The organism is Pseudomonas sp. NPDC088429 (assembly GCF_044753305.1).
Classification (GTDB): domain Bacteria; phylum Pseudomonadota; class Gammaproteobacteria; order Pseudomonadales; family Pseudomonadaceae; genus Aquipseudomonas; species Aquipseudomonas rustica.
The window spans coordinates 78,188-98,847 of record NZ_JBIVMX010000014.1 but is presented as its reverse complement, the minus strand read 5'-3'; the positions used below and the strand labels follow the sequence as shown (position 1 = coordinate 98,847).

The 20,660-nt window shown below is 59.4% G+C and carries 20 protein-coding genes; 7 read left to right on the top strand and 13 right to left on the bottom strand.

What is annotated here, in order from left to right; genetic code table 11:
* Window positions 1-31: 31 nt before the first annotated feature.
* Both ACIP66_RS10620 and ACIP66_RS10615 read right to left on the bottom strand, forming a co-directional pair.
* Window positions 32-961, bottom strand: coding sequence for an alpha/beta fold hydrolase (locus tag ACIP66_RS10620; protein WP_400647773.1), 930 nt, complete (start codon window positions 959-961; stop codon window positions 32-34).
* Window positions 962-982: 21 nt separating this feature from the next.
* A complete protein-coding gene (locus ACIP66_RS10615) occupies window positions 983-2,437 on the bottom strand; it encodes a flavin-containing monooxygenase (RefSeq protein ID WP_400647770.1) in 1,455 nt (484 codons plus the stop codon).
* Window positions 2,438-2,709: 272 nt separating this feature from the next.
* Here ACIP66_RS10615 and ACIP66_RS10610 point away from each other — a divergent pair, with 272 nt between their 5' ends.
* On the top strand, window positions 2,710-3,783 hold the full coding sequence (locus ACIP66_RS10610) for a diguanylate cyclase (RefSeq protein ID WP_400647767.1): 1,074 nt from the start codon (window positions 2,710-2,712) through the stop codon (window positions 3,781-3,783).
* A 170-nt stretch (window positions 3,784-3,953) separates the two neighbouring features.
* On the opposite strand, the gene ACIP66_RS10605 is transcribed toward ACIP66_RS10610, so the two are convergent.
* The 8 genes from ACIP66_RS10605 to ACIP66_RS10570 all read right to left on the bottom strand — a co-directional run bounded on the left by ACIP66_RS10605 (window position 3,954) and on the right by ACIP66_RS10570 (window position 12,458).
* Window positions 3,954-4,823 carry an oxaloacetate decarboxylase gene (locus ACIP66_RS10605; RefSeq protein ID WP_053119221.1) on the bottom strand — a complete coding sequence of 290 codons (870 nt, stop codon included), beginning with the start codon at window positions 4,821-4,823 and terminating at the stop codon, window positions 3,954-3,956.
* Between the two features lie 436 nt (window positions 4,824-5,259).
* A complete protein-coding gene (gene astA / locus ACIP66_RS10600; RefSeq protein WP_282358769.1) occupies window positions 5,260-6,294 on the bottom strand; it encodes an arginine N-succinyltransferase in 1,035 nt (344 codons plus the stop codon).
* Between the two features lie 34 nt (window positions 6,295-6,328).
* The gene (locus ACIP66_RS10595) at window positions 6,329-7,345 is read right to left on the bottom strand and encodes an arginine N-succinyltransferase (protein WP_400647765.1); all 1,017 of its coding nucleotides are present in this window, start codon (window positions 7,343-7,345) and stop codon (window positions 6,329-6,331) included.
* A gap of 118 nt (window positions 7,346-7,463) precedes the next feature.
* Entirely contained in the window at window positions 7,464-8,813 is a 1,350-nt protein-coding gene (locus tag ACIP66_RS10590; RefSeq protein ID WP_159812482.1) for an APC family permease, read from the bottom strand.
* Between the two features lie 79 nt (window positions 8,814-8,892).
* Window positions 8,893-9,645, bottom strand: coding sequence for an N-formylglutamate amidohydrolase (locus ACIP66_RS10585; RefSeq protein WP_400647762.1), 753 nt, complete (start codon window positions 9,643-9,645; stop codon window positions 8,893-8,895).
* Window positions 9,629-10,960: a glutamine synthetase gene (locus ACIP66_RS10580; RefSeq protein ID WP_400647759.1), complete on the bottom strand. Its 1,332-nt coding sequence runs from the start codon at window positions 10,958-10,960 to the stop codon at window positions 9,629-9,631. Before ACIP66_RS10580 ends, ACIP66_RS10585 begins: the two co-directional genes overlap by 17 nt.
* Window positions 10,957-11,601, bottom strand: coding sequence for an isochorismatase family cysteine hydrolase (locus ACIP66_RS10575; protein ID WP_400647757.1), 645 nt, complete (start codon window positions 11,599-11,601; stop codon window positions 10,957-10,959). Before ACIP66_RS10575 ends, ACIP66_RS10580 begins: the two co-directional genes overlap by 4 nt.
* A 2-nt stretch (window positions 11,602-11,603) precedes the next feature.
* Window positions 11,604-12,458: a MurR/RpiR family transcriptional regulator gene (locus ACIP66_RS10570; protein ID WP_053119235.1), complete on the bottom strand. Its 855-nt coding sequence runs from the start codon at window positions 12,456-12,458 to the stop codon at window positions 11,604-11,606.
* 329 nt (window positions 12,459-12,787) lie between these two features.
* Here ACIP66_RS10570 and ACIP66_RS10565 point away from each other — a divergent pair, with 329 nt between their 5' ends.
* A complete protein-coding gene (locus tag ACIP66_RS10565; RefSeq protein ID WP_400647754.1) occupies window positions 12,788-13,357 on the top strand; it encodes a histidine phosphatase family protein in 570 nt (189 codons plus the stop codon).
* Complete coding sequence (gene cobF / locus ACIP66_RS10560) at window positions 13,357-14,112, top strand: precorrin-6A synthase (deacetylating) (RefSeq protein ID WP_400647752.1); 756 nt, start codon at window positions 13,357-13,359, stop codon at window positions 14,110-14,112. Before ACIP66_RS10565 ends, cobF begins: the two co-directional genes overlap by 1 nt.
* A 110-nt stretch (window positions 14,113-14,222) precedes the next feature.
* Here the strand turns inward: cobF and ftrA are convergent, their stop codons facing one another.
* Window positions 14,223-15,197: a transcriptional regulator FtrA gene (gene ftrA / locus ACIP66_RS10555; RefSeq protein ID WP_400647749.1), complete on the bottom strand. Its 975-nt coding sequence runs from the start codon at window positions 15,195-15,197 to the stop codon at window positions 14,223-14,225.
* A 101-nt stretch (window positions 15,198-15,298) separates the two neighbouring features.
* Here ftrA and ACIP66_RS10550 point away from each other — a divergent pair, with 101 nt between their 5' ends.
* From ACIP66_RS10550 to ACIP66_RS10535, 4 genes are all read left to right on the top strand, one after another.
* A complete protein-coding gene (locus tag ACIP66_RS10550) occupies window positions 15,299-15,727 on the top strand; it encodes a rhodanese-like domain-containing protein (RefSeq protein WP_400647746.1) in 429 nt (142 codons plus the stop codon).
* Window positions 15,728-16,067: 340 nt separating this feature from the next.
* Window positions 16,068-16,847: an ABC transporter substrate-binding protein gene (locus ACIP66_RS10545; protein WP_053119245.1), complete on the top strand. Its 780-nt coding sequence runs from the start codon at window positions 16,068-16,070 to the stop codon at window positions 16,845-16,847.
* A 182-nt stretch (window positions 16,848-17,029) separates the two neighbouring features.
* Window positions 17,030-18,142: a succinylglutamate desuccinylase/aspartoacylase family protein gene (locus ACIP66_RS10540; RefSeq protein ID WP_400647743.1), complete on the top strand. Its 1,113-nt coding sequence runs from the start codon at window positions 17,030-17,032 to the stop codon at window positions 18,140-18,142.
* A 181-nt stretch (window positions 18,143-18,323) separates the two neighbouring features.
* Complete coding sequence (locus tag ACIP66_RS10535) at window positions 18,324-19,040, top strand: alpha/beta hydrolase (protein ID WP_400647741.1); 717 nt, start codon at window positions 18,324-18,326, stop codon at window positions 19,038-19,040.
* On the opposite strand, the gene ACIP66_RS10530 is transcribed toward ACIP66_RS10535, so the two are convergent.
* Both ACIP66_RS10530 and ACIP66_RS10525 read right to left on the bottom strand, forming a co-directional pair.
* Complete coding sequence (locus ACIP66_RS10530; RefSeq protein WP_400647740.1) at window positions 19,030-19,593, bottom strand: hypothetical protein; 564 nt, start codon at window positions 19,591-19,593, stop codon at window positions 19,030-19,032. The two genes, ACIP66_RS10535 and ACIP66_RS10530, sit on opposite strands and share 11 nt — an antisense overlap.
* Before the next feature lie 202 nt (window positions 19,594-19,795).
* Window positions 19,796-20,578 (bottom strand): hypothetical protein, encoded by a 783-nt coding sequence (locus tag ACIP66_RS10525; protein WP_159812469.1) that lies wholly within the window; start codon window positions 20,576-20,578, stop codon window positions 19,796-19,798.
* Window positions 20,579-20,660: the final 82 nt, after the last annotated feature.

The following is a 20,660-nucleotide window of genomic DNA, read 5'->3' as shown; positions in this document are numbered from 1 at the left end:
TCCCCTCGCCACAGGAATGGGTTGATTACATTCATGCGCGTTGATTACCCAAAAACTCCCGATACAACCGCGCGGTATTCGACGGCTGTTCGACCATCGGCATGTGCCCGACGTTATCCCACACGTCCACGCGCAAATTGGCGATGCCCTTGCTCCAGACCGGCACGCTGCTGACGTCGATCAAGCGATCCTTACGTCCCCAGAGTAGCAGCGCCGGGCATTTGATCTCGGCCAGCTTCGGTTCCATCGGCGGGCTGGCGCGGAAGTCGCGGAAGATTTCTTCGAGGTCATCGCGATTTTGTTCGTAGCGCTGAGCGATCGCGTCGAGCACCAGTTTCGGCACCCACGGCGGCGATTCCATGGTCATCGCGTAGAAGTTTTTGAACTCTTCGCGAGAGTTAATCAGAAACGGGTTATGCCCGCGCGCCAGATGCCGTTCCATGTCGCTGGCCTGCGGTGCCGTGACGCCGGCCGGGTCAATCAACGCCACCGAGGCGATGCGATCCGGGTACGTCGCCGCCAGCCACGCCGCAATGTAGCCGCCCATCGAGTTGCCGATCACATGGACTTTCTCCACGCCGCAGACGTCGAGCAACTGAATCATGCGTTTGGCTTGCAGCGGAATGTCATAACCGCCGCCAGCCTTAAAGCCGGTTTCGCCATGGCCCGCCAAGTCCGGAATGATCACTCGATACTGCCGGACAAAATGCCGGGCGAAGCGCAGCCACAAATTTTTGTCGGCGCTGTAGCCGTGCAACATCAGGATCGCGCTGGACGCTTCATAAGGCCCACCCTGCCAGGTCGACACCGTCATCTCGGCGATCGGCACTTCGATTTTGTGCAACTTGTACAACTTGGCCTCGATGGCCATGTTCAGGTCGTACAGCCAATGGCCGACCGCCGGGTAACTCAACCAGCTCCAGGCCACGAATACCGCGAGGGCGACAAACAGCAAAAGCATCGACGTCTTCCTTTTACGTGTTCAGGACAGAATGTGGTCGGCCGGTTTCAGCGCCCGGGTCAACCGGTAATAGCTGAAACTGAAGCCGGGAAACATCGCGATCACATGACCGCTCTTGCTTTGATACCAACTGTGGCAACCGCCGGACTTCCAGACCGTGCGCTCCATCTCCCGATGGATCATCTCAGTGTAGGTACGTTCCGCTTCGGGGCGCACTTCGATGCTGCGCAAACCTTTGGTTTTGAGCGTTCTTATGCAGTCGATGATGTAGTTCATCTGCGATTCGATGATGAACAGCGCCGATGTATGGCCAATGCCGGTGTTCGGCCCGGTGACGATAAACAGGTTGGGAAAGTCCGGCAGGCTGGTGCCGAGGTATGCGCGGGGATATTCGGCCCAGACATCTCTGAGTTGCACAGCGTTTTTGCCGCTGACGGGGTAGGAAATAACGCCGTCGGTGGCGTCGTAACCGGTCGACCAGACGATCAGATCCACGTCGATGTGCTGGCCATCAACCGTGTCGATTCCGCTTTCATCGATTGAGGCGATGCCATGTTCGCGGCTGTGCAGCGTCACGTTGGGGCGAGTCAGCGCCGGGTAATAGGTGCTGGAGACCAACACCCGTTTGCAACCGATGGTGAAGTCGGGTGTGAGTTTTTCGCGCAGCACCGGGTCAGGCACCTGGCGTTTGAGAAACTTGAGAGCTTGCTTCTGCACCAGATGAATCGCTGGTTTGGAGTATTTGAAAGCGATGACCCGGGTTTCGAATTGCCAGTAAATCAGCCATCTCAGCAGCTTGTAGGCGGGTTTGATGCCGAGCAGCCAACGTTGAAACGGCCCGAAAACGCGATCCGCGCGGGGTAATACCCAGTGCGGCGTGCGTTGGAAAACGTGTAAATGCTCGACCTCGGGAGCAATCGCCGGAATCACCTGCGCCGCGCTCGCACCGCTGCCAATGATGGCGACGCGTTTACCGCGATAGTCGTAGTCGTGATCCCAATTGTTTGTATGAAATGTCTTGCCCTGAAAGCGATCCTGCCCCGCAAAGTGTGGGATCACCGGTTGGCTCAGCGGGCCGCTGGCATTGATCAGGAACTGCGCGTAATAAATGCCTTTGGCGCTGGTGTAAACCGTCCAGCGTTTTTCCAGCTCATCCCACTCGACGCGCTCGACATTCGCCTGCAGTTCCACGCGCTCGCGGAGGTTGAATTGGTCGATCACGTATTCGGTGTAACGCTGTAATTCGGCCTGCTCGGCAAACATCTGCGACCAGCGATACGGCGCAAACGACAGGGAATACAGCGGCGACGGCACATCCACCGCTGCGCCGGGGTAGGTGTTCTGGCACCAGGTGCCGCCGAAAAAATCGCGTCGCTCCAGCATGCGAAAATCGTCGATACCGGCCTTGAGCAAATTGACCGCCGCGCACTGGCCGCCAAAACCGCTGCCGATGATCAACACTTGATAACTGCGCATGGGCCTCCTTCTTATAGTTGTTTTTCCGTTTTGCTCCTTTCATGTATAGCCAAATATTCGGCCTGTAGGAGCTGTCGAGTGAAACGAGGCTGCGATCTTTTGATTGTCAGAGCCAGGATCAAAAGATCGCAGCGTGCCGCAGCTCCTACGGGAGTGTGTTGTTGCCGTTTTGTGGCCGCTGGCCGGTGATGGCTATTTAACGTTGCCCTGATAGACTCCCAGCACATCTATTCAATGCTGTGCGCAGGTTCCGTCGAGTCATCGAGGCCCTTATGGGAAACACCGGGGGAAAAGGACTTTCATTGGCCAGGAGGCTTTATACATCGCGCACCATTGGGCTGGCGCTGGGGCTCGTTTGCGTCAGTGTGGCGATGTATCCGCTCGATCCGCCGGCCTGGGTGTGGGTGGTGATGTTGATCAACGGGGCCGTCTGGCCGCATCTGGCGTTTCAATGGGCGCGACGCTCACCCACGCCGTATCACGCCGAACACCGTAATTTATTGATCGACGCCTTTTTCGGCGGCTTTTGGGTCGCGGCGATGCATTTCAATCCGCTGCCCAGCGCCACCACCGTTTCGATGATGGCCATGAACAATGTCGCCATCGGCGGGGTGCGTTTTCTGCTGGCGGGCCTGGCGGCGCAGATTCTCGGGGTTGGCGTTGGTCTTGTGGTGTTTGCCCCGGCATTTGTTGCGGTCACTTCTCCCACACAACTTTACGCCTGCTTGCCGCTGCTGATGCTGTATCCGCTGGCGTTGGGCTGGATCTGTTTCCGTCAGGCCTACACGCTGGGGCAGCACAAACGCGAATTGCTGGCCCTGAGCCGCACCGACAGCCTCACCGGGCTGCTCAATCACGGCGCCTGGAAGGATCAACTGGACAGCATGTTTCAACGTTGCAAGCGGCAAACTCAGGGCGCGGCGATTGCCTTGATCGATATCGATCATTTCAAGTCGATTAACGACACCTACGGCCATGTGGCGGGGGATATTGTGTTGCGGCAGTTGAGCAAAATGCTCAAGCAGAACCTGCGCTCCACTGATGTCGCGGGGCGTTATGGCGGTGATGAGTTTTGCGTGATTCTTCCGGACTTGCCGCTGTTCAATGCCGCGCAGGCGATGGAGGCGTTGCGCGAGCGGTTCGCCACGATGGTTTATGAGCAGAATCCGGCGCTGAAGGTCAGTTTGAGTATCGGCCTGGCGGCGTACGACCCCGCGCATGCCGACGCGACCCGTTGGCTCAATGATGCCGATCAGGCGCTGTATGAGGCGAAGGCAGGCGGGCGCAATCGGGTGATCTGCAATTGCGATAGCAAACCGCGACACGAGTTGCTTGATTCGGTCTGATAGCTGCAGCGCATTACCCTTGTGGGAGCGGGCTTGCTCGCGAATGCGGTGGGTCAGACGCTCAAATTGTGCCTGACACGCCGCCTTCGCGAGCAGGCTCACTCCTACAGTTGACCGCATTCCAATGTGGGAGCGAGCCTGCTCGCGAAGGGGCCAGCCGACCCAGCGCTTTACTCTTTGACACTCATGTATTCCTTTGCCCACAGGATGTATTCCTCAGGCTGGGTATAGGTGTGCGTCAATTCGGTCGCGCTCAGATCCGATGCCTGAGTGAAAATCTGCCGCTGTTCGCGCAGGCTGTCGTACGTCGCTTTGATCGCCGCAAAGTACGCGCCATGACCGTCGATGGTCACGCGCACGCCGAGCTCGGCCAGACGCTTGTCGTCGCGCAGCGCCGGGTTGCCGTAGGTGACCAGCATCAGCGGCACGGTCAGGTGTTCGGCGATCTGTTCCAGTTGATCGAAGTCTTGAATGCCAACCATGCAGATGCCGTCAGCGCCCGCCGCTTGGTATTGCTTGGTGCGGCTGATGATTTCCTGGTTGGGCAGGATGCCGGCGTTGGTGCGCGCGATGATCGCCATTTCCGTGTCGACCCGGGCTTCCAGTGCCGCGCGGATCTTGCCGACGCCTTCGGCGACGGTGATCAGGTCGGTGGATTTACGGCCGAATTGCGCGGGCAGCAAGGTGTCTTCGATGGTCAGGGCGGCGACGCCGGCGCGTTCCAGTTCAACGATGGTGCGCATCACGTTGAGGGCATTGCCGTAGCCGTGGTCGGCGTCGGCGATTACCGGCAATTGCGCAACGCGGCCGATACGGGTGGCCTGTTCGGCGAACTCGCTGAGGGTGATCAGGGCAAAGTCAGGGGCACCGAGCACCTGCAACGAGGCCACGGAACCACCGAGAATCCCCACTTCAAAACCCAGGTCAGCGGCGATGCGGGCCGACATCGGGTCGAACACCGATGCTGTGTGGTAGCAAGTGTCGGAGGCCAGCAACTGACGGAAGTTACGGCGCAAATCTTGATGAGAAAGCCTGGACATACGAGTTCCACCAATACAAAGGAATGGAAAGGCTTGAGCAAATGTGTCAACGCCGAAGGTTTAAAAGGCTATCACGCGAATGGGTCAAGGATCATGACGAATTTGCGCGGCTGGTCAGGCGGGGAGCCGTTTGCTGAAAGGTATCACCTGTGGGCAGGGGATTTGTCTGTGCTAAAGCAATTATCTGTTCAGGGAGGATTTCTGGGGGGAGGAGATTATTGTGCTGATGAAATAATTGTGGCGAGGGGATTTAGCGAAACGTCGCACCGCCCCGATCGGCTGCGAAGCAGTCGTAAGACCGGCAAATGCGGTACATCAGGGGAAAAGAGGTGGCTGGTTTTGGGGCCGCTTCGCAGCCCAGCGGGGCGGTGCGACGGTTCGCTAAATCCCCTCGCCACAGGGGTCTCCTTGGCACATATACCACTATGGCGGATCGTCAGGCAGCGACAGCCTGCTGCTGTTGATTCGGCAGCATCACCGCGCGTACCGAATTGCCCGGTTGCAGCTGCAAACGTTGCGCCGTCAGGCGATCAACCACCAAGCTGCTGCCGACGCGGCGACCGCGGGCGACGGTGATGCGGCAGTTTTCCAGACGACGGTTGTGGATCAGCCACAACGGCGCCTGCTCATCTGGCGTGCCAAGGCTCAAGGTCAGTTCCAGGCTGTCGCGCACGGTGCGGATGTTGCGGATCGGCGCCTCAATCACCGGGCCGCCGTCAAAAATGTCGATGTAACCTTTGTGCGCAAATCCTTCGGCTTGAAGAATCTTCAGCGCCGGCTCGGTATTCGGGTGCGCCTGACCGATTGCAGCCTGCGCCTGTTCGGTGAGCAGGCAGGTGTACAGCGGCTGACGCGGCATCAGTTCGGCAATGAAGGATTTGTTGCCCAAGCCGGACAAGTGGTCGGCATGGGTGAAATCCATCTGGAAAAAGTGTCGCCCCAGACTGTCCCAGAACGGCGAACAACCCTGCTCATCAGCGCTGCCGCGTAGTTCGGCGATCATCCTTTCGCCAAACAGATGCGGAAACTCGGCGACGAACAGCAAACGCCCCAACGACAACAATCGTCCATTGCTGCCGGTGCGCTGATCATGGCGCAGGAACAGCGAACACAGCTCCGATTGCCCGGTCAGTTCGTTGTTGAGGAACAGCGTCGGAATCTGCCGCTGAATCCCCAGATCCGGTGCCGAACTCACAGTCAAACCAACGCGATAGTTGTACCAGGGCTCGCGCAAACCGACCGCGCCCGACATCGCGCTGACGCCGATCACCCGCTGGTCATCGTCTTCGAGCACGAACAGATAGTCGGCGTCGGCGCGTTCCACCTGTTCGGCGAACGCACGTTGCGCCCAGCGCACCCGGTGGGCCAGGCGATCTTCGTTGGCCGGCAGGGTGGTAAACCCCGGGCCGGCCTGTTGTACCAGCGTCATCAACGCAGGCAGGTCGCTGACTTTGACCGGGCGGACAATCATGCGGTAACTCCTTTTACGCGGCTGTTCGGGCGGCTCACAGGGCAATCAGCCGGATCGGGCTGCCTTCGCTCACGTGCAATGCGGCACACAGGGCCGGGGTGAGGGCCAGCGGTTGCCCTGGCTGATAATCCAGTTCGGCGACAATCGCGCGGTAACCGTGCAGCGCGTCATTGCTCAGCAGATAACGGCCACGCGCATCGATCTGTGGTTGCGAATGGACTTGAGCGGTCTGGCTATGGGTGATCGAACGGATGTTCGCGGTGCGCGCATACAGCGTCGGACCAGCGTCGAACAGGTCGATGTAGCTGTTGGTTTCGAAGCCCTCGCGCTGAAGGATGTCGAAGGCTTCCTGACCGTCCGGGTGGATGCGACCGATACATTCCTGTGCCGCCAACGGCAGCATCGGCACGTAAATCGGGTATTGCGGCATCAGTTCGGCGAGAAAGCGCCGGCTCTGCAACCCGCACAGGCGCTCGGCTTCAACGTAGGGCAAGTCGAAAAAATACTTGCCCAGTGCATCCCAGAATGGCGAGTTGCCGTCCGCATCGCTGTATCCGACGATTTCGGTAATCACTGCCTCGGCAAAACGTTGCGAATGAGCGGCGATAAACAGCAAACGCGCTCGCGAGAGCAATTCAGAAAATGGCGTGCGCTCCAGCGCCGCGTCGATGTGGAAACCGCGCAGCAAGGTGTGATCGTTGAGGTCGTGGCACAGCGACAACGCAGGCACGCCGTGTTCGATGTTCAGCTCGCGCGAGGCACTGGTGAAGTGGCGATTGCGCAGGCTGTAGAACGGTTCATCAAAACCCGCCGTCGAGACAATCTCGGAGCAACCGACGAGGCGCCGGTTATCAATATCTTCGAGCACGAAAAAGTAATTCTCCGGGCCGTGCGCGCTCGCATCGCGATCAAACGAAGCGCAGGACGCGGCGATTTTCTCGCGCAACCGTTCGCTGTCATCCGGCAGGGAGGTCACGCCCACCAGACTGTCGCGGGCCAATTGTTGCAACTGAGGCAGGTCGGTTATCTCAACTGGGCGTAAGACCAGCATGGATGTACTCCTGTATCAAAAGATTCAGCGAATTCGCCGAACCTGACTATCACTGTCGGTTTCCACGCGCGAAATCAGCGGTCGCCTGATTTGTTGTCAGACGCCGCCCTTTTTTATGTCAGCCATTGCTCGGATCGGGCAGTGCGGTGCTGGCGCCGAGCTTGTTGAGAAAGAACAGGTACACCAGCCCCAGCGCGATCCAGATCAGGCCGAGTTTTTGTGCATCGACGCCCATGTTGTACATGATGGCCGCGACGATGATGAAGCCGATCACCGGGCAGATCAGGTGGCGGATAACCTGGCCGGATTTCTGCCGACGCCAGTAGTAGTTGATCACCGTCAGGTGCAGCAGCATGAAACCGCTGAGTGCGCCGAAGTTGACCAGCGAGGTCAGGGTGTCGACCGAATTGATGAACAGGTAGCAGATCAGCAGCGACAGCACCGCGACCAGATAGATACTCAAGTACGGCGTGTTGTGTTTCGGGTGCACCTTGGCCAGCACTTTCGGCAGTTTGCCGTCGCGGGCCATGCCAAACAGCAGACGCGACACGGCGGCTTGCGAAGTGATCGCTACAGCAACGCCCCACGCCAATGCAGTCGCTACGCCGGTGACGGTTGCCAGCCAGCTGCCAGCGGCGATTTCGGCGATTTCATAGAATGCGGTGTCGGCGGATTTGAAGCCCATACCGGCTGCCAGATCGGTGGCAATCCAGGTTTGCGCGACGAAAATCACCCCCATCACGATCAGCGTGATCAGTGCGGCTTTGCCGACGCTTTTGCCCGGATCACCTTTGATTTCCTCGGCGAGCGTCGAGATCGCGTCGAAGCCGAGGAACGACAGCACGGCAATCGACACCGCTTGCATCAGCAGGGCGAAGTTGAAGGTTTCCGGGTTGTACAGCGGCGCCAAGGTCAGCTCGCCATTACCGCCACCGTTGTGCAGGGCCGTCCACGCGTAGAACAGGAAAATGCCCAGCACGACCAACTGTGCCAGCAGAAAAATGATGTTCATCCGCGCCGTGAAAGTGATGCCGCGCAGGTTGACGAACGTCGCGCTGACCAGGAACGCCAGAATGAAGCCGACTTTCGGAATGTCCGGATACAAATGATTGAGCGCCATCGCCGCGTACACATACAGCAGCGGTGGAATCAGTAGATAGTCGAGCAGCATCAGCCAGCCCGCGATGAAGCCGACGTGTTGATTGAGGCCGCGTTGCGCGTAGGAATACACCGAGCCGGCAATCGGAAAAGCCTTGGCCATACTGCCGTAGCTCAGCGCGGTGAACAGCATTGCCACCATGCCAATGATGTACGCCAGCGGCACCATCCCCGGTGCCTCGGCGTTAACGTAGCCATACACGCCGAACGGGGCGATGGGGATCATGAAGATCATCCCGTACACCACCAGGTCGGTGAGCGTCAGGCTCCGTTTCAACTCTTGCTTGTAGCCGAATTCTTCAATTTCCATGAAGCGCAACTCCTTGTCAGCCAATCGGTCGTTTTAGTTGTTATGTCGGTCCATCGTTTACAGCTTCAGCGGTCTTTCGTTACAGCAATGGCGCGAGGTATCCGGCCCAGCGCGATACGGCTTCGGGGCTGCGCAGCAAATCGTTGCGCACCTCGATCAGTACCGAGTCGAGGCCCCGCGCATCGCCGTGTACGGGCACGGTCATGTCACCCAGTGGATCAATCTTGTACGGCTGATTGCCCGCGACTTTCAGCGGATGTTCGCCGAGGCCATCGAGCAGACGTTGCGCGTACTCCTTTGCTTGACCGAACAGCACGCCAATTTCCAGTGGTCGTGGCTGGCCGTAATACACCGGGGTGAAGCTGTGGATCCCCACCACGCGCACCGATTGCCCCTGTGCAACGCGTTCATCGATCAAGGTCTGCAAGCGTGCATGAAACGGTTTGAACAGTGTCTGACGCCGGTATTCGCGCGTGGCTTCGTCGAGCTCGCGGTTACCCGGAATCTGATAAATCTCGCTCTGTGCCGGAATGCTGTCCGGCGCATGGCGTGGGCGATTCAGGTCGATCAGCAACCGTGAATAGTTTGCGCTCAACAGCGTTGCGCCAAGTTGTTCCGACAATTGCTCGGCCAGTTGCAGCGCACCGATGTCCCAGGCGATGTGTTCACGCGCGGCGGCATCATCCAGGCCCAGATTGTTCAGGGCTTCGGGGATGTAGCGGCTGGCGTGCTCGCACACCAGAATCAAAGGATGCGTCGAGTCGGCGCGGCTCAGGTTGTAGACCGGTCGGGTAAACAACCCCAGCTCGGCGGATTCAGTACAGGCGTGCATAGTGCTCACACAGGTCAGCGGGCGAGAGCTGTTCCGTCAGCGCCAGTTCCTCGGTTTTAAGGGCGTGGTATGTGTCGAGCAACGGCTTTGGCAGCCATTCGTTGAAAGCTGCACTGTCGCGCAGGCAGTCCAGTGCCTGGGCCAGCGAGGCGGGCAGGGCGACAATGCCCCTTGCCTTGCGTTGCTCATCGTTGAGTGAATCGGGAATTTCGTCGGTGATCGCGTTCAGCGCCAGACGCTGTTCGATGCCCAAACGTCCGGCGATCAACAAGGCGGCCATCGCCAGATGCGGCGAGGCAGTGGCGTCCATGGCGCGGAATTCGAGGTTGAACTGGTGGGCCACGGATTTGCCGCCGAGAGTCACGGTCGGGCAGATGCGCAACGCCGCTTCCCGATTTTGCTGGCCGAGGCAGGCGTAGGACGCGCTCCAGTGATGTGGCTGCAAACGCTCATACGAAACCGGCGTTGGCGCGGTGAACGCACACAGCGCTGGCAAGTAGTGCAGGATTCCTGCGGCCCAATGCTGACCGATGCTCGACAGACCGTTGCTTGTACCAGCGTCGTACAGCATCGGCTGACCGCCCAGATCGAGCAGACTGACGTGCAGATGCACGCCGTTGCACACCGCTTCCGCCGCAGTTTTCGGCGCGAAACTCAGGTCGAGGCCCATTTGCCGGGCGATCTCCCGGGTGATCTCGCGCACGTTCACCGCGCGGTCTGCGGCCGCTACGCCGAGCGTCGGACGGCAGGTGATTTCGTATTGATGCTTGCCGTATTCGGGCAGGAACATTTCCGGCTCGACGCCGCCAGCACGCAGGGCGCTAAGCAACCAGCCACCGAATTCGGCACCTTGACGCTGGGCTTCGAGGGAGAACGCCAAGTGTTCGGCTACACCTGCGTGAAGGTTGAATTCGTGTTCAAACGCGGCGTTGACCTGCAAGCCCAACTCATCGCGATAACGTTCGACTTCATCACGCAGCAGCGTGCGCGGGCAGGCGCCCCACGGGCGACCATCGGTCTCGCGGATATCGCCGTGAATGAAGTCCAGCGCTGGCGCACTCGCGTCCGGGCCATTGCTGACGGTGACGCGGCTGCTCAGATCCGGGATCAGCCGCAAGTCGCCATAAGCGCCCCATGGATTGGTCGAGGCGATGATGTCCTGTGGCGTCAACGCACTGTTGGCCGGCACCCAGCCGCAACCCGCCGCTTGATAATGCTCAAGCTCATCGGTGGGAAACGAGCGGCCACGGGTGATGCCGATCAAGTCAGTGGTGACGATGGTGGTCATCGGCAGCGGCGTCAGGCGCGCACTCATGGCTGCATCTCCTGCAACCGGCCGAGTACGGTTTGGGTGTCGGTGATCCAGCAATAACCTTTGATCGCGTTCAGGCAGGCGTTGTGCCGTTCGGCGCTGTAAGTGGCGCAGGCGTCTTCGACCAGCGTGACCAGATAACCGCGATCGGCAGCATCGCGCACGGCCATGTCGACACATTGATCGGTGACGATGCCGGCGATGATCAGGTGGCGGGTTTCGAGGTTGCGCAGCACGTAGTCGATGTTGGTCGAGTTGAACACGCCGGACGAGGTTTTTGGCAGAACGATTTCGTTTTCTACCGGCGTCAGGTCTTCGATGATCCGCGCCTGCACGCTGCCCTTGGGCAGGTGCATGTCCGAAAGTTTGTGGTCGAGCGAACGGTCGCGACCATCGGCGGTGAGGCTTTCGATAATGGTGTGCAGCACGTTCTGCTGCGCTTCACGAAAGGCACTGAGCAAGCGGCGTTGATTGGGCACCACCTGCATATGCGTTCGGGTCAGGAAGTACTCGGCGTCCGGATCGTTGAGGTGCGGATCGAACTGCGGTTCGAGCCAGGCACGCTGCATGTCCACCAGCAACAGCGCGGTATGGTCGGTGACAAACGGCAAGTCCCGCGGCGAGCGGTGGGGAAGGCTGAACATCCTTATTTATCCTCCAGCAAGTGGGTGGCGAAGTCGTTGCGCAAAGCGTCGATGCCGTCCAGGCGATCGGCGAGGTTGTCAGTGCGCAAGGTCAGGCAGGCGATCAGCGCCTCGACCTGGGCCAGCGCCGGCACCATGGTGTCGAACGGCGAGGCTGATTCGACCGGGGCGCTGATGATCAAGTCGGCCAGTTCGCGCAGCGGCGAGGCATAAATGTCGGTGAACAGCACCACCCGCGCGTTGTTGGTTTTCGCGGCGGTGGCCACGCGCAGCGCTTGCGTCTGATAGCGGCGATAGTCAAACAGCAGGACGACGTCCTGACGTTGCAGGTCGAACAGCCTGTCGGGCAATTGCGCGTTGTCTTCCAGCGCAAAGCAGCCGGGGCGCAGCAGACGCAAGTGATTGAGCAGGTAAGTCGCCATCAGGCTGCTGAAACGGCCGCCAAAGCAATACACCTGATGCCGCGCGTCGAGCAGCCAGTCGGTCAGGATGCGCACGTCTTCGGGTTGGATCAGCGATTGGGTTTCGACCAGCAAACGATGACTGTCGGCCAGGTAATGGCTCCAGGCGTCGTCCTTGTTTTGCTGTGCGCGAGGCTGCAACAGCGTGCGCGGTGAGCGCAGGCGATGATCCATGTCGCTGAGAAGGGCATCTTGGAATTCGGCGTAACTGCCAAACCCGAGTTTTTTCACCAGACGGACGATGGTCGGATCACTGACGCCGGCATGATCGGCCAGACGTGCCATCGGCCCCAGACCATTGCGCGGGTACTGATCGAGCAAGGCGCGAACGACTTTGCGCTCCGACGGCGTAAGATCCAGGCCGGGATCGGTGATCAGGTCTCTGAGAGGGGGCATCCGGGCTCCTGCTGGATGGGTTTGTCGAATTTGTTTCACAATTCGCCAAAACAGTATTTATGTAACTGAGGTTACATGTCTAGCGAATTTTTCGTGGGTTGGCCAAGCTGTGAAACAGGTACGAAACGCCCGTGTAACAGGGGCTGCGCGGTGGTCGACTGAGCTTGTAGTCCATTGCCCATTGTTGTGTCAGACATTACCGATATTTGCTGATGCGGATCGTCACTGCCTGAACAGCGAGTTGCCCGCTAAGCCCCTGTTTACGGCACAATTGCCGCCCGCGAAGATTGCATTAGTCCATTTCAGACCCTGCGAGTGAGTGATTCCCTGTGCAAACCACCCGGTTGACTCTGATTTGCCATGCTCGAACCGTCGCACAGAAATTGGCGTGTTTTCCTACAAACGAGCCTGTTGAAAATCCGCTGGCGGCGTCCGACTTGCTGGCTGATCGATATGCCACGGCGTCCCGTGTGCTGTGTGCCCCGGAATTGCGTACACAACAGACCGCTGCGTGGTTTGGCGCAAACGCGCAGATCGACGAGGCACTGCGCGATTGCGATTGGGGTCGCTGGCAGGGGCAGTCGATCAAGGATCTGCAACATAAGGAAGGCAAAGCGCTGCAAGCCTGGCTTGCAGACCCGAGTGCCGCACCACATGGCGGCGAATCGGTGGTTGAGGTCTTTGCGCGCGTGGCGAAATGGCTGGACGAATTGAAAGCGACGCCTGGCCATATCGTCGCGGTGACTCACCCCTACATCGTGCGCGCGGCGCTGATGCAGGTGGTGCAGGGCGCAGCCTTCAACGCGATAGACGTCGAACCGCTGGCGGCGGTCGAATTACGATTTAACGGTATCTGGCGTTTGCGTTTGCCGGGTATTGATCTTGAGGAAAGATTTTGATGAAACAACTATTGGTCATCGGCATCGGCGCCGGCAATCCCGACTACATCACCATGCAAGCGGTGAAAGCGCTGAATCAGGTCGACGTGTTCTTCCTGATGGACAAGGGCCAGAGCAAGGACAAGCTGATCGACCTGCGCCGGGAGATCTGTGATCGCTACATCAACGACCCCGACTACCGCTTCGCCGAAGCGCATTGCCCGGAACGCGAGCGTGGCGACGTCGATTACACCTCGGCGGTGGTGGATTTGAACCAGGCCAAGCAGCAGACCTTCGAGCGGATGATCAACGAAGAATTATCCGACGGCCAATGTGGCGGTTTCCTCGTCTGGGGCGACCCGGCGTTGTACGACAGCACCGTGCGTATTCTGCAATCGATTCTGGCCGAGGGCCGCTGTGAGTTCGAGTTTGAGGTGATTCCGGGGATCACCAGCGTTCAGGCGCTGGCGGCGCAGCACAAGATGCCGTTGAATACCATCGGGCGCTCCATCGAAATCACCACTGGCCGGCGTTTGGCGGCGGGGAAGGTGAGTGACACCGACAGTCTGGTGGTGATGCTTGATGCGGAAGATTCCTACCATCATGTGGCGGATCCGCAGACGCAGATTTACTGGGGCGCTTATCTGGGCACGCCGGATGAGATTTTGATCAGCGGCAAGTTGGGGGAAGTGGCTGACGAGATAGAGCGCGTGCGCAAGGCGGCGCGGGCTGAGCATGGGTGGATTATGGATACCTATTTGTTACGCAAGCCTTAGGTCTTCGCTGGTCGGGCGGGCCTCTTCGCGGGCAAGCCTTGCTCCTACAAGGGATCGCGGTGATCCTTGTAGGAGCAAGGCTTGCCCGCGAAGGCATATTCAAAAACACCTCAAGAACTGGCATTGACCCCATGCCCAAACCGCTCCCGATACACCGACGGCGGCACCCCGACCACGCTGCGAAACGCCACCCGAAAACTCTCCACCGAGCGATACCCGCAGCGCAACGCAATCTGATCGGTATTGTGCGGCGTACTCTCAAGCAACTCCCGCGCCCGCGCCAGCCGTTCATGCTGCAACCACGCCTTCGGCGACTGCCCACTGGCCTCGGTAAAACGCCGCAGAAACGTGCGCTCACTCATCGCCGCTTCGCTGGCCAGATCACGCACTTCCAGCGGCTCATGCAAACGCTCGCGCGCCCATTGCATCACCCGTGACAAATCATTGCGCGGCGTTGCGCTGACCGGCGTTGGAATGAATTGCGCCTGACCGCCGGTGCGCTGCGGCGACATCACCAGTCTTCTTGCCACCGAATTGGCGACCTGAGTGCCAAAGTCCCGCGCCACCAGATGCAGGCAGGCATCGATTCCCGCTGCACTGCCGGCCGAAGTGATCAACTGGCCGGAGTCGACGTAAAGCACGTCCGGGTCGACGTCGATCGCCGGAAAGCGCTGCGCCAGTTCCGTGGTGTAGCGCCAATGCGTGGTGGCGCCGTGGCCATCGAGCAAGCGAGTGGCCGCCAGTACAAACACGCCGGAACAGATCGACAGCAGTCGCGCACCGCGTGCGTGAGCCTGACGCAACGCCTCGATCAGGGCCGGCGGCACCGCGGCATTGCGGTCGCGCCAACCGGGAATGATGATGGTGCGCGCCTCGGCGAGCAGTTCCAGGCCACCATCGGCCAGCACTTGAATCCCGCCCATTGCACGCATCGGGCCTTGATCGACGGCGGCAATCGCGTGCTCGTACCACGGGAAATCGAACTCCGGCCGCGCCAGTCCGAAAATCTCCACGGCAATGCCGAACTCGAAGGTACAGAGGCCGTCGTAGGCCAGAATCGCGACTAGTCCTGGTGAAGTAGGCATTTGGCGGAAAATTCCCGGTGAGTGTCTTGTGCGCCACTGTAGCGATTTGCGCCGGCTCGATAAAGTCTGTTCACACCCCATCAGACGTAGGAGCAATACCCATGACCAGCCTGGTTCGCGACATTCCTGCCGCCCCGTCGGCGATTGCCTTGATGCACTTCAGCAACCGTCTGACCTTCGAAACCGATTGTTCCGACGTGTTCAGCAGCCAGGAGGCGGGGGAGATCGATTTTGTGCTGGTCGACGTGCGTGGGCCGCTGGCCTTTGAGCGCGGGCATGTGCCGGGCGCGATCAACATTCCGACACGGCTGCTGACGGCTCAGGGGTTGGCGAGCTACCCGAGCAACGCATTGTTTGTGGTGTATTGCGCCGGCCCGCATTGCAACGGCGCCAATAAAGCCGCAGTGAAACTGGCGGCGTTGGGTTATCCGGTCAAAGAAATGATCGGCGGCGTGACGGGTTGGCTGGATGAAGGGTTTGCACTAAGCATGGCGCACCCCGCCAACACCCCCATCAACTGCGCCTGCTAAATCATCCAATGTAGGAGCTGCCGAAGGCTGCGATCTTTTGATCCTGCTTCTAAAAAAACCAGATCAAAAGATCGCAGCCTTCGGCAGCTCCTACAGGGAATTTGTGAGATTTCTGCTCTGAAAAAGGACTTGTCCTACAGCCTCCGCACCACGACGGCGCAGCCTTTGACCTCGGTCAATCGACTCGCCGATCTTCTGTAAGTATTTGTCGCTTAAACACAATTTACCCTGTGCGCGCCGCCATAGACTGCCGGCCTCTTCGGTTTTTGCTGCTAAATGGCCATGACCGAACGCTGAATCGAAAGCTGCCAATAAAAGCCTCCGCACACAGGAGTTATAAATGAAGAAGCTAGTGATGTTCGGTGCCCTGGCACTGTCGATGTTGTCCCTGACCGCTGTGGCCGAAGACGCCAAACCGATCCGCATCGGTATCGAAGCCGGTTACCCGCCATTCTCGATGAAAACCCCTGACGGCAAACTCACCGGTTTCGACGTGGACATCGGCGATGCGCTGTGCGCGCAGATGAAAGTCAAATGTACGTGGGTCGAGCAAGAGTTCGATGGCCTGATCCCGGCGCTGAAAGTGAAGAAGATTGACGCGATTCTGTCGTCGATGACCATCACCGACGACCGCAAGAAGAACGTCGATTTCACCATCAAGTACTACCACACCCCGGCCCGCTTCGTGATGAAGGAAGGCTCCGGTGTCAAAGACCCTCTAACTGAGCTCAAAGGCAAGAAAGTCGGCGTGCTGCGTGCCAGCACCCATGACCGTTACGCCACTGAAGTGCTGGTGCCAGCCGGGATCGACCTGGTGCGTTACGGCTCGCAGCAGGAAGCCAACCTCGACATCGTTTCTGGTCGTCTCGACGCGATGCTGGCCGACTCGGTCAACCTCAGCGACGGTTTCCTGAAAACCGACGCCGGCAAAGGTTTTGAATTCGTTGGCCCGACCTACGAAGACGCCAAGTACTTCGGCGGCGGCGCTGGCATTGCCGTGCGCAAGGGCGATACCGCCCTGGCTGAGCAGTTCAACAAAGCCATCACCGAAATCCGCGCCAATGGCGAATACAAGAAAGTCCAGGACAAGTACTTCGACTTTGATGTTTACGGTCATTAATACGCCGTAAGAAAAAAGTGGCCCCGTTTGCGCGGTGGCCACTTTTTTTGCGCCCATGATTTATCCTGCACCACACATTTCTAATGTAGGAGCTGCCGCAGGCTGCGATCTTTTGATCTTGTTTTTGAGTATCAAAAGATCGCAGCCTGCGGCAGCTCCTACAGAAACATCGGAGTTTTCCTATGCAACGCATCGATCATGTTCTGCCGTGGAGCCACTTGGGCAGCGAGCGCTCCCTCAGCGTATTTCGCTACGGCGCAGGCACGCGCAAGGTGTACATCCAGGCCAGCCTGCACGCCGATGAACTGCCGGGCATGCGCACCGCGTGGGAACTCAAGCAACGTCTCAACCAACTTGAGCAAGAAGGTCGCCTGCAAGGCGTGATCGAACTGGTGCCGGTGGCCAACCCGATCGGGCTCGACCAGCATCTGCAGGGCGCGCACATGGGCCGCTTCGAGCTGGGCAGCGGCAAGAATTTCAACCGCGCGTTCGTTGAACTGAGCGCGCCGGTCGCGGCGATGATCGGCGAGCGTCTTGGCGCCGATGCCGAGGCCAACGTCGCGCTGATCCGTCAGACGATGCTTCAGGTGTTCGATGAGCTGCCAGCCCCGGCTTCGCAACTGGAAGCGATGCACCGCTTGCTGCTGCGTCACGCTTGCGATGCCGACATCACCCTCGATCTACACTGCGATTTCGACGCGGCGATTCACCTTTATGCGTTGCCGCAACACTGGCCGCGGTGGCAATCGCTGGCCGCTCGTTTGAAGGCTGGCGTAGCGTTGTTGTGTGAGGACTCGGGCGGCAGTTCGTTTGACGAATCCTGTTCGACGCCGTGGTTGCGTTTGGCGCGGGCCTTCCCGGACGCGGCGATTCCCGCTGCGAACCTTGCGACCACGCTGGAGCTGGGCAGCATGGGCGACACTCGCGTCGACCAGGCCCAGACCAATTGCGAGGCGATTCTGGGTTTCCTTGCCGAGCAGGGGTTCATCAGCGGCGAATGGCCGGCCGCGCCGAGCGAGTGTTGCGAAGGCCTGCCGTTTGAAGGCACCGAATACCTGTTCGCGCCGCATCACGGTGTGGTGAGTTTCCTGCGCAATGCGGGTGAAAGGGTGGAGAAGGGCGATGCGCTGTTTGAGGTGGTGGATCCGTTGCAGGATCGCGTGACCACCGTCCGCGCCGGCACCAGTGGCGTGTTGTTTGCGATTGATCGCGGGCGTTATACGGAGCCTGGGATATGGCAGGCGAAAGTGGCGGGGCGGGTAGCGTTTCGTACCGGGAAATTGACTAACGACTGAAGGTCATCGGTAAATCTTCTGGCCTCATCGCGAGCAGGCTCACTCCTACATTTGGAATGCGTCCCCCCTGTAGGAGTGAGCCTGCTCGCGAAGGCGCCATCAGCAACACTACTGCATTTGGATCCTCACCGAGGAATGTTAGGCTCACCCCCGAACCCGACACTCTGTGAAGGAAGGCTCTATGTTGAAGGCGTTTGCTCTGTTGACCCTGCTGGCGTCCACCGCCGTTCAGGCTCAAACCACGCTGCAATCCGATCTGCCGCTCAAGTACATCGAACAGGTTCACGCTGACGCCGAGCCGCGTCCGCTGGTGATTTTCCTGCACGGTTACGGCAGTAACGAAGCTGATCTGATCGGCATGAAATTCCAGCTGCCAGCGCAATACAACTACCTGTCAGTGCAGGCACCGTTGTCGTTGGGCGAAGGACGTTATCAATGGTTTCGCAAGAAAGGCGAAGGTGCCTACAACGGCGAGACCGATGATCTGAAGGTCAGCGGCCAGAAACTGCGGGATTTTGTCGCGCAAGCGGCGAAGAAATATCACACCACCCCGGACAAGGTGTACCTGATCGGTTTCAGTCAGGGCGCGATGATGACTTACGAAGTGGGCTTGCGACCGCCGGCAGCTGTTGGCGGTATCGCCGCGTTGAGCGGGCGCTTGTTGCCGGTGTTAAAAACCGAGCTGAAGGCCGAACAACAACCGCTGCCGCTGAGTATCTTCATCGGCCACGGTACCGCCGATGATCGTGTGCCGTATCACGACGGCACCGAAGCCAAAGCCATGCTGGAGAAGCTCGACTACAAACCGCAATTCCATGCCTATCCCGGCGTTGGCCACAGCATCAGTGCGGCCGAACTGCGGGATCTGAATGGCTGGTTGCAGCAGCTCAATCCTTGAGGATGGTTTTGATCAGCTTGTCGTGGCCGGCCTTGTCGCTGACCCGGGAAATTACCTGAACCAGCGCCATGTGCGTGCTGGAGCCGGCCATCAACGTGGTGTTGAGGGTTTGGCCGCCGCCCTGAGTGGCGGTGCTGTCGACCTGACGCAGGCCAAGGCCGGAGCCTTTCTGCGTCAGACTTTTCTCGCTGAGCTTGTTGAAGTCCGGCAGCGCCTTACGCTGAGCGTCGATGAAGTCCGACACGGTGCCGTCGAGGAACGCGCTGTCGTTGTCCTTGACGTTGTTGCCTTCGGGAATCAGGTTTTCGGCGGCGATGACCACGGTTTTCGTCGTCTGGTTGGTGTACATCGTGCCCTTGGCGCCCGTCGGGCTGGTCGGCAACGGGTCGGCCACGAAGCCTTTGGGCAGGACGAAGCTGAACTTGCCGTCGAGCATCGAGACTTTCTCGGCGCTGGCGGTTTCTTTGGCCTTGGCCGCTTGAGCGTTGATGGCGCCGAGGCCGGCGACTGCCGCGAATAAAAGGACAACGGCTTTTTTGCTCAACAGTGACATTCGAATCTCCAAGGGATGGTCGCGCTTAGGCGGGCGATCATCCCATGCAGAGGCCTGGCACTCCAGCCCGGCTCGTCTGAACATGGTTTTGAGATGGCAATGCACCTGTGGCGAGGGAGCTTGCTCCCGCTCGGCTGCGTAGCAGTCGTAAAAAAGATGGGCGCGCTGCGCACGCCAGCGGGAGCAAGCTCCCTCGCCACAGTCAGCGTTGTGTCTGGGGTTGTTTTGTCGAAACGGGTTTTGCGAGCAATTTACGGGTCACCCCCAACATCGCCACTGAAACCGCCACACCCACCGCAAACCCACTCAAGCCCATGCTCGGCAACGTCAGCGCCGACACCAGACAAAACGCCGAAAACGAATACATCCCCGTCGCCGTCGCGCGCAGCAACGCCGCTGTAAACGCCGGCCCGCGCGTCTGCTGGGAAAATACCGCCATCACACTGCCGAGCACCGGGAACACCGCGAGCAAACCGCTCCAGCGTTCACCGACGGTGCTGGCAAGCATCGTCACCACCAGCGTCAACGCCGCGCCGGCAATCATCCGCCAGATCAACTTGTCTGACTTCGGTGCCGTACCGTTCAGCACAGGCTGCGCGTCAGGAAACAAATAAGGTGAGGCGAGCAGGGCAACCGCCGCCGCCACCACCGAAAACGGCAGCGACGGTGGAATCAGCGACAGCACCAGCGCCAACACAGCCCAGACCGTCATCGATATCGCCAGCGCCCATGGCCAGTTCGCCCGTTGCGCGACCTGCGCATAGGTAATGCAGAAAGCGATCATCGCGAACATCGCCGACAACGCCGCCACCGCCGAATGCGCGGCAAATTGCGGCCCCTGTTCGATGGCGAGGAAAAACAGAATCGGCCCGACCACCACCGGCAACCCCGACAGCCACCCGGCCACGCTCGGCCCCCAACGCTTGCCGGCCAGCGAGATCAGCAAGAGAAAACCGGGAATCAGCAGCAGTTTGAGGATCAGCACGCAGGTGGCTCCGTCGAGTGAGAGACGCTCACGTTAGCATCGACGAACGCGGATTGCTGCATCGTTGTACAAAAATTGTATA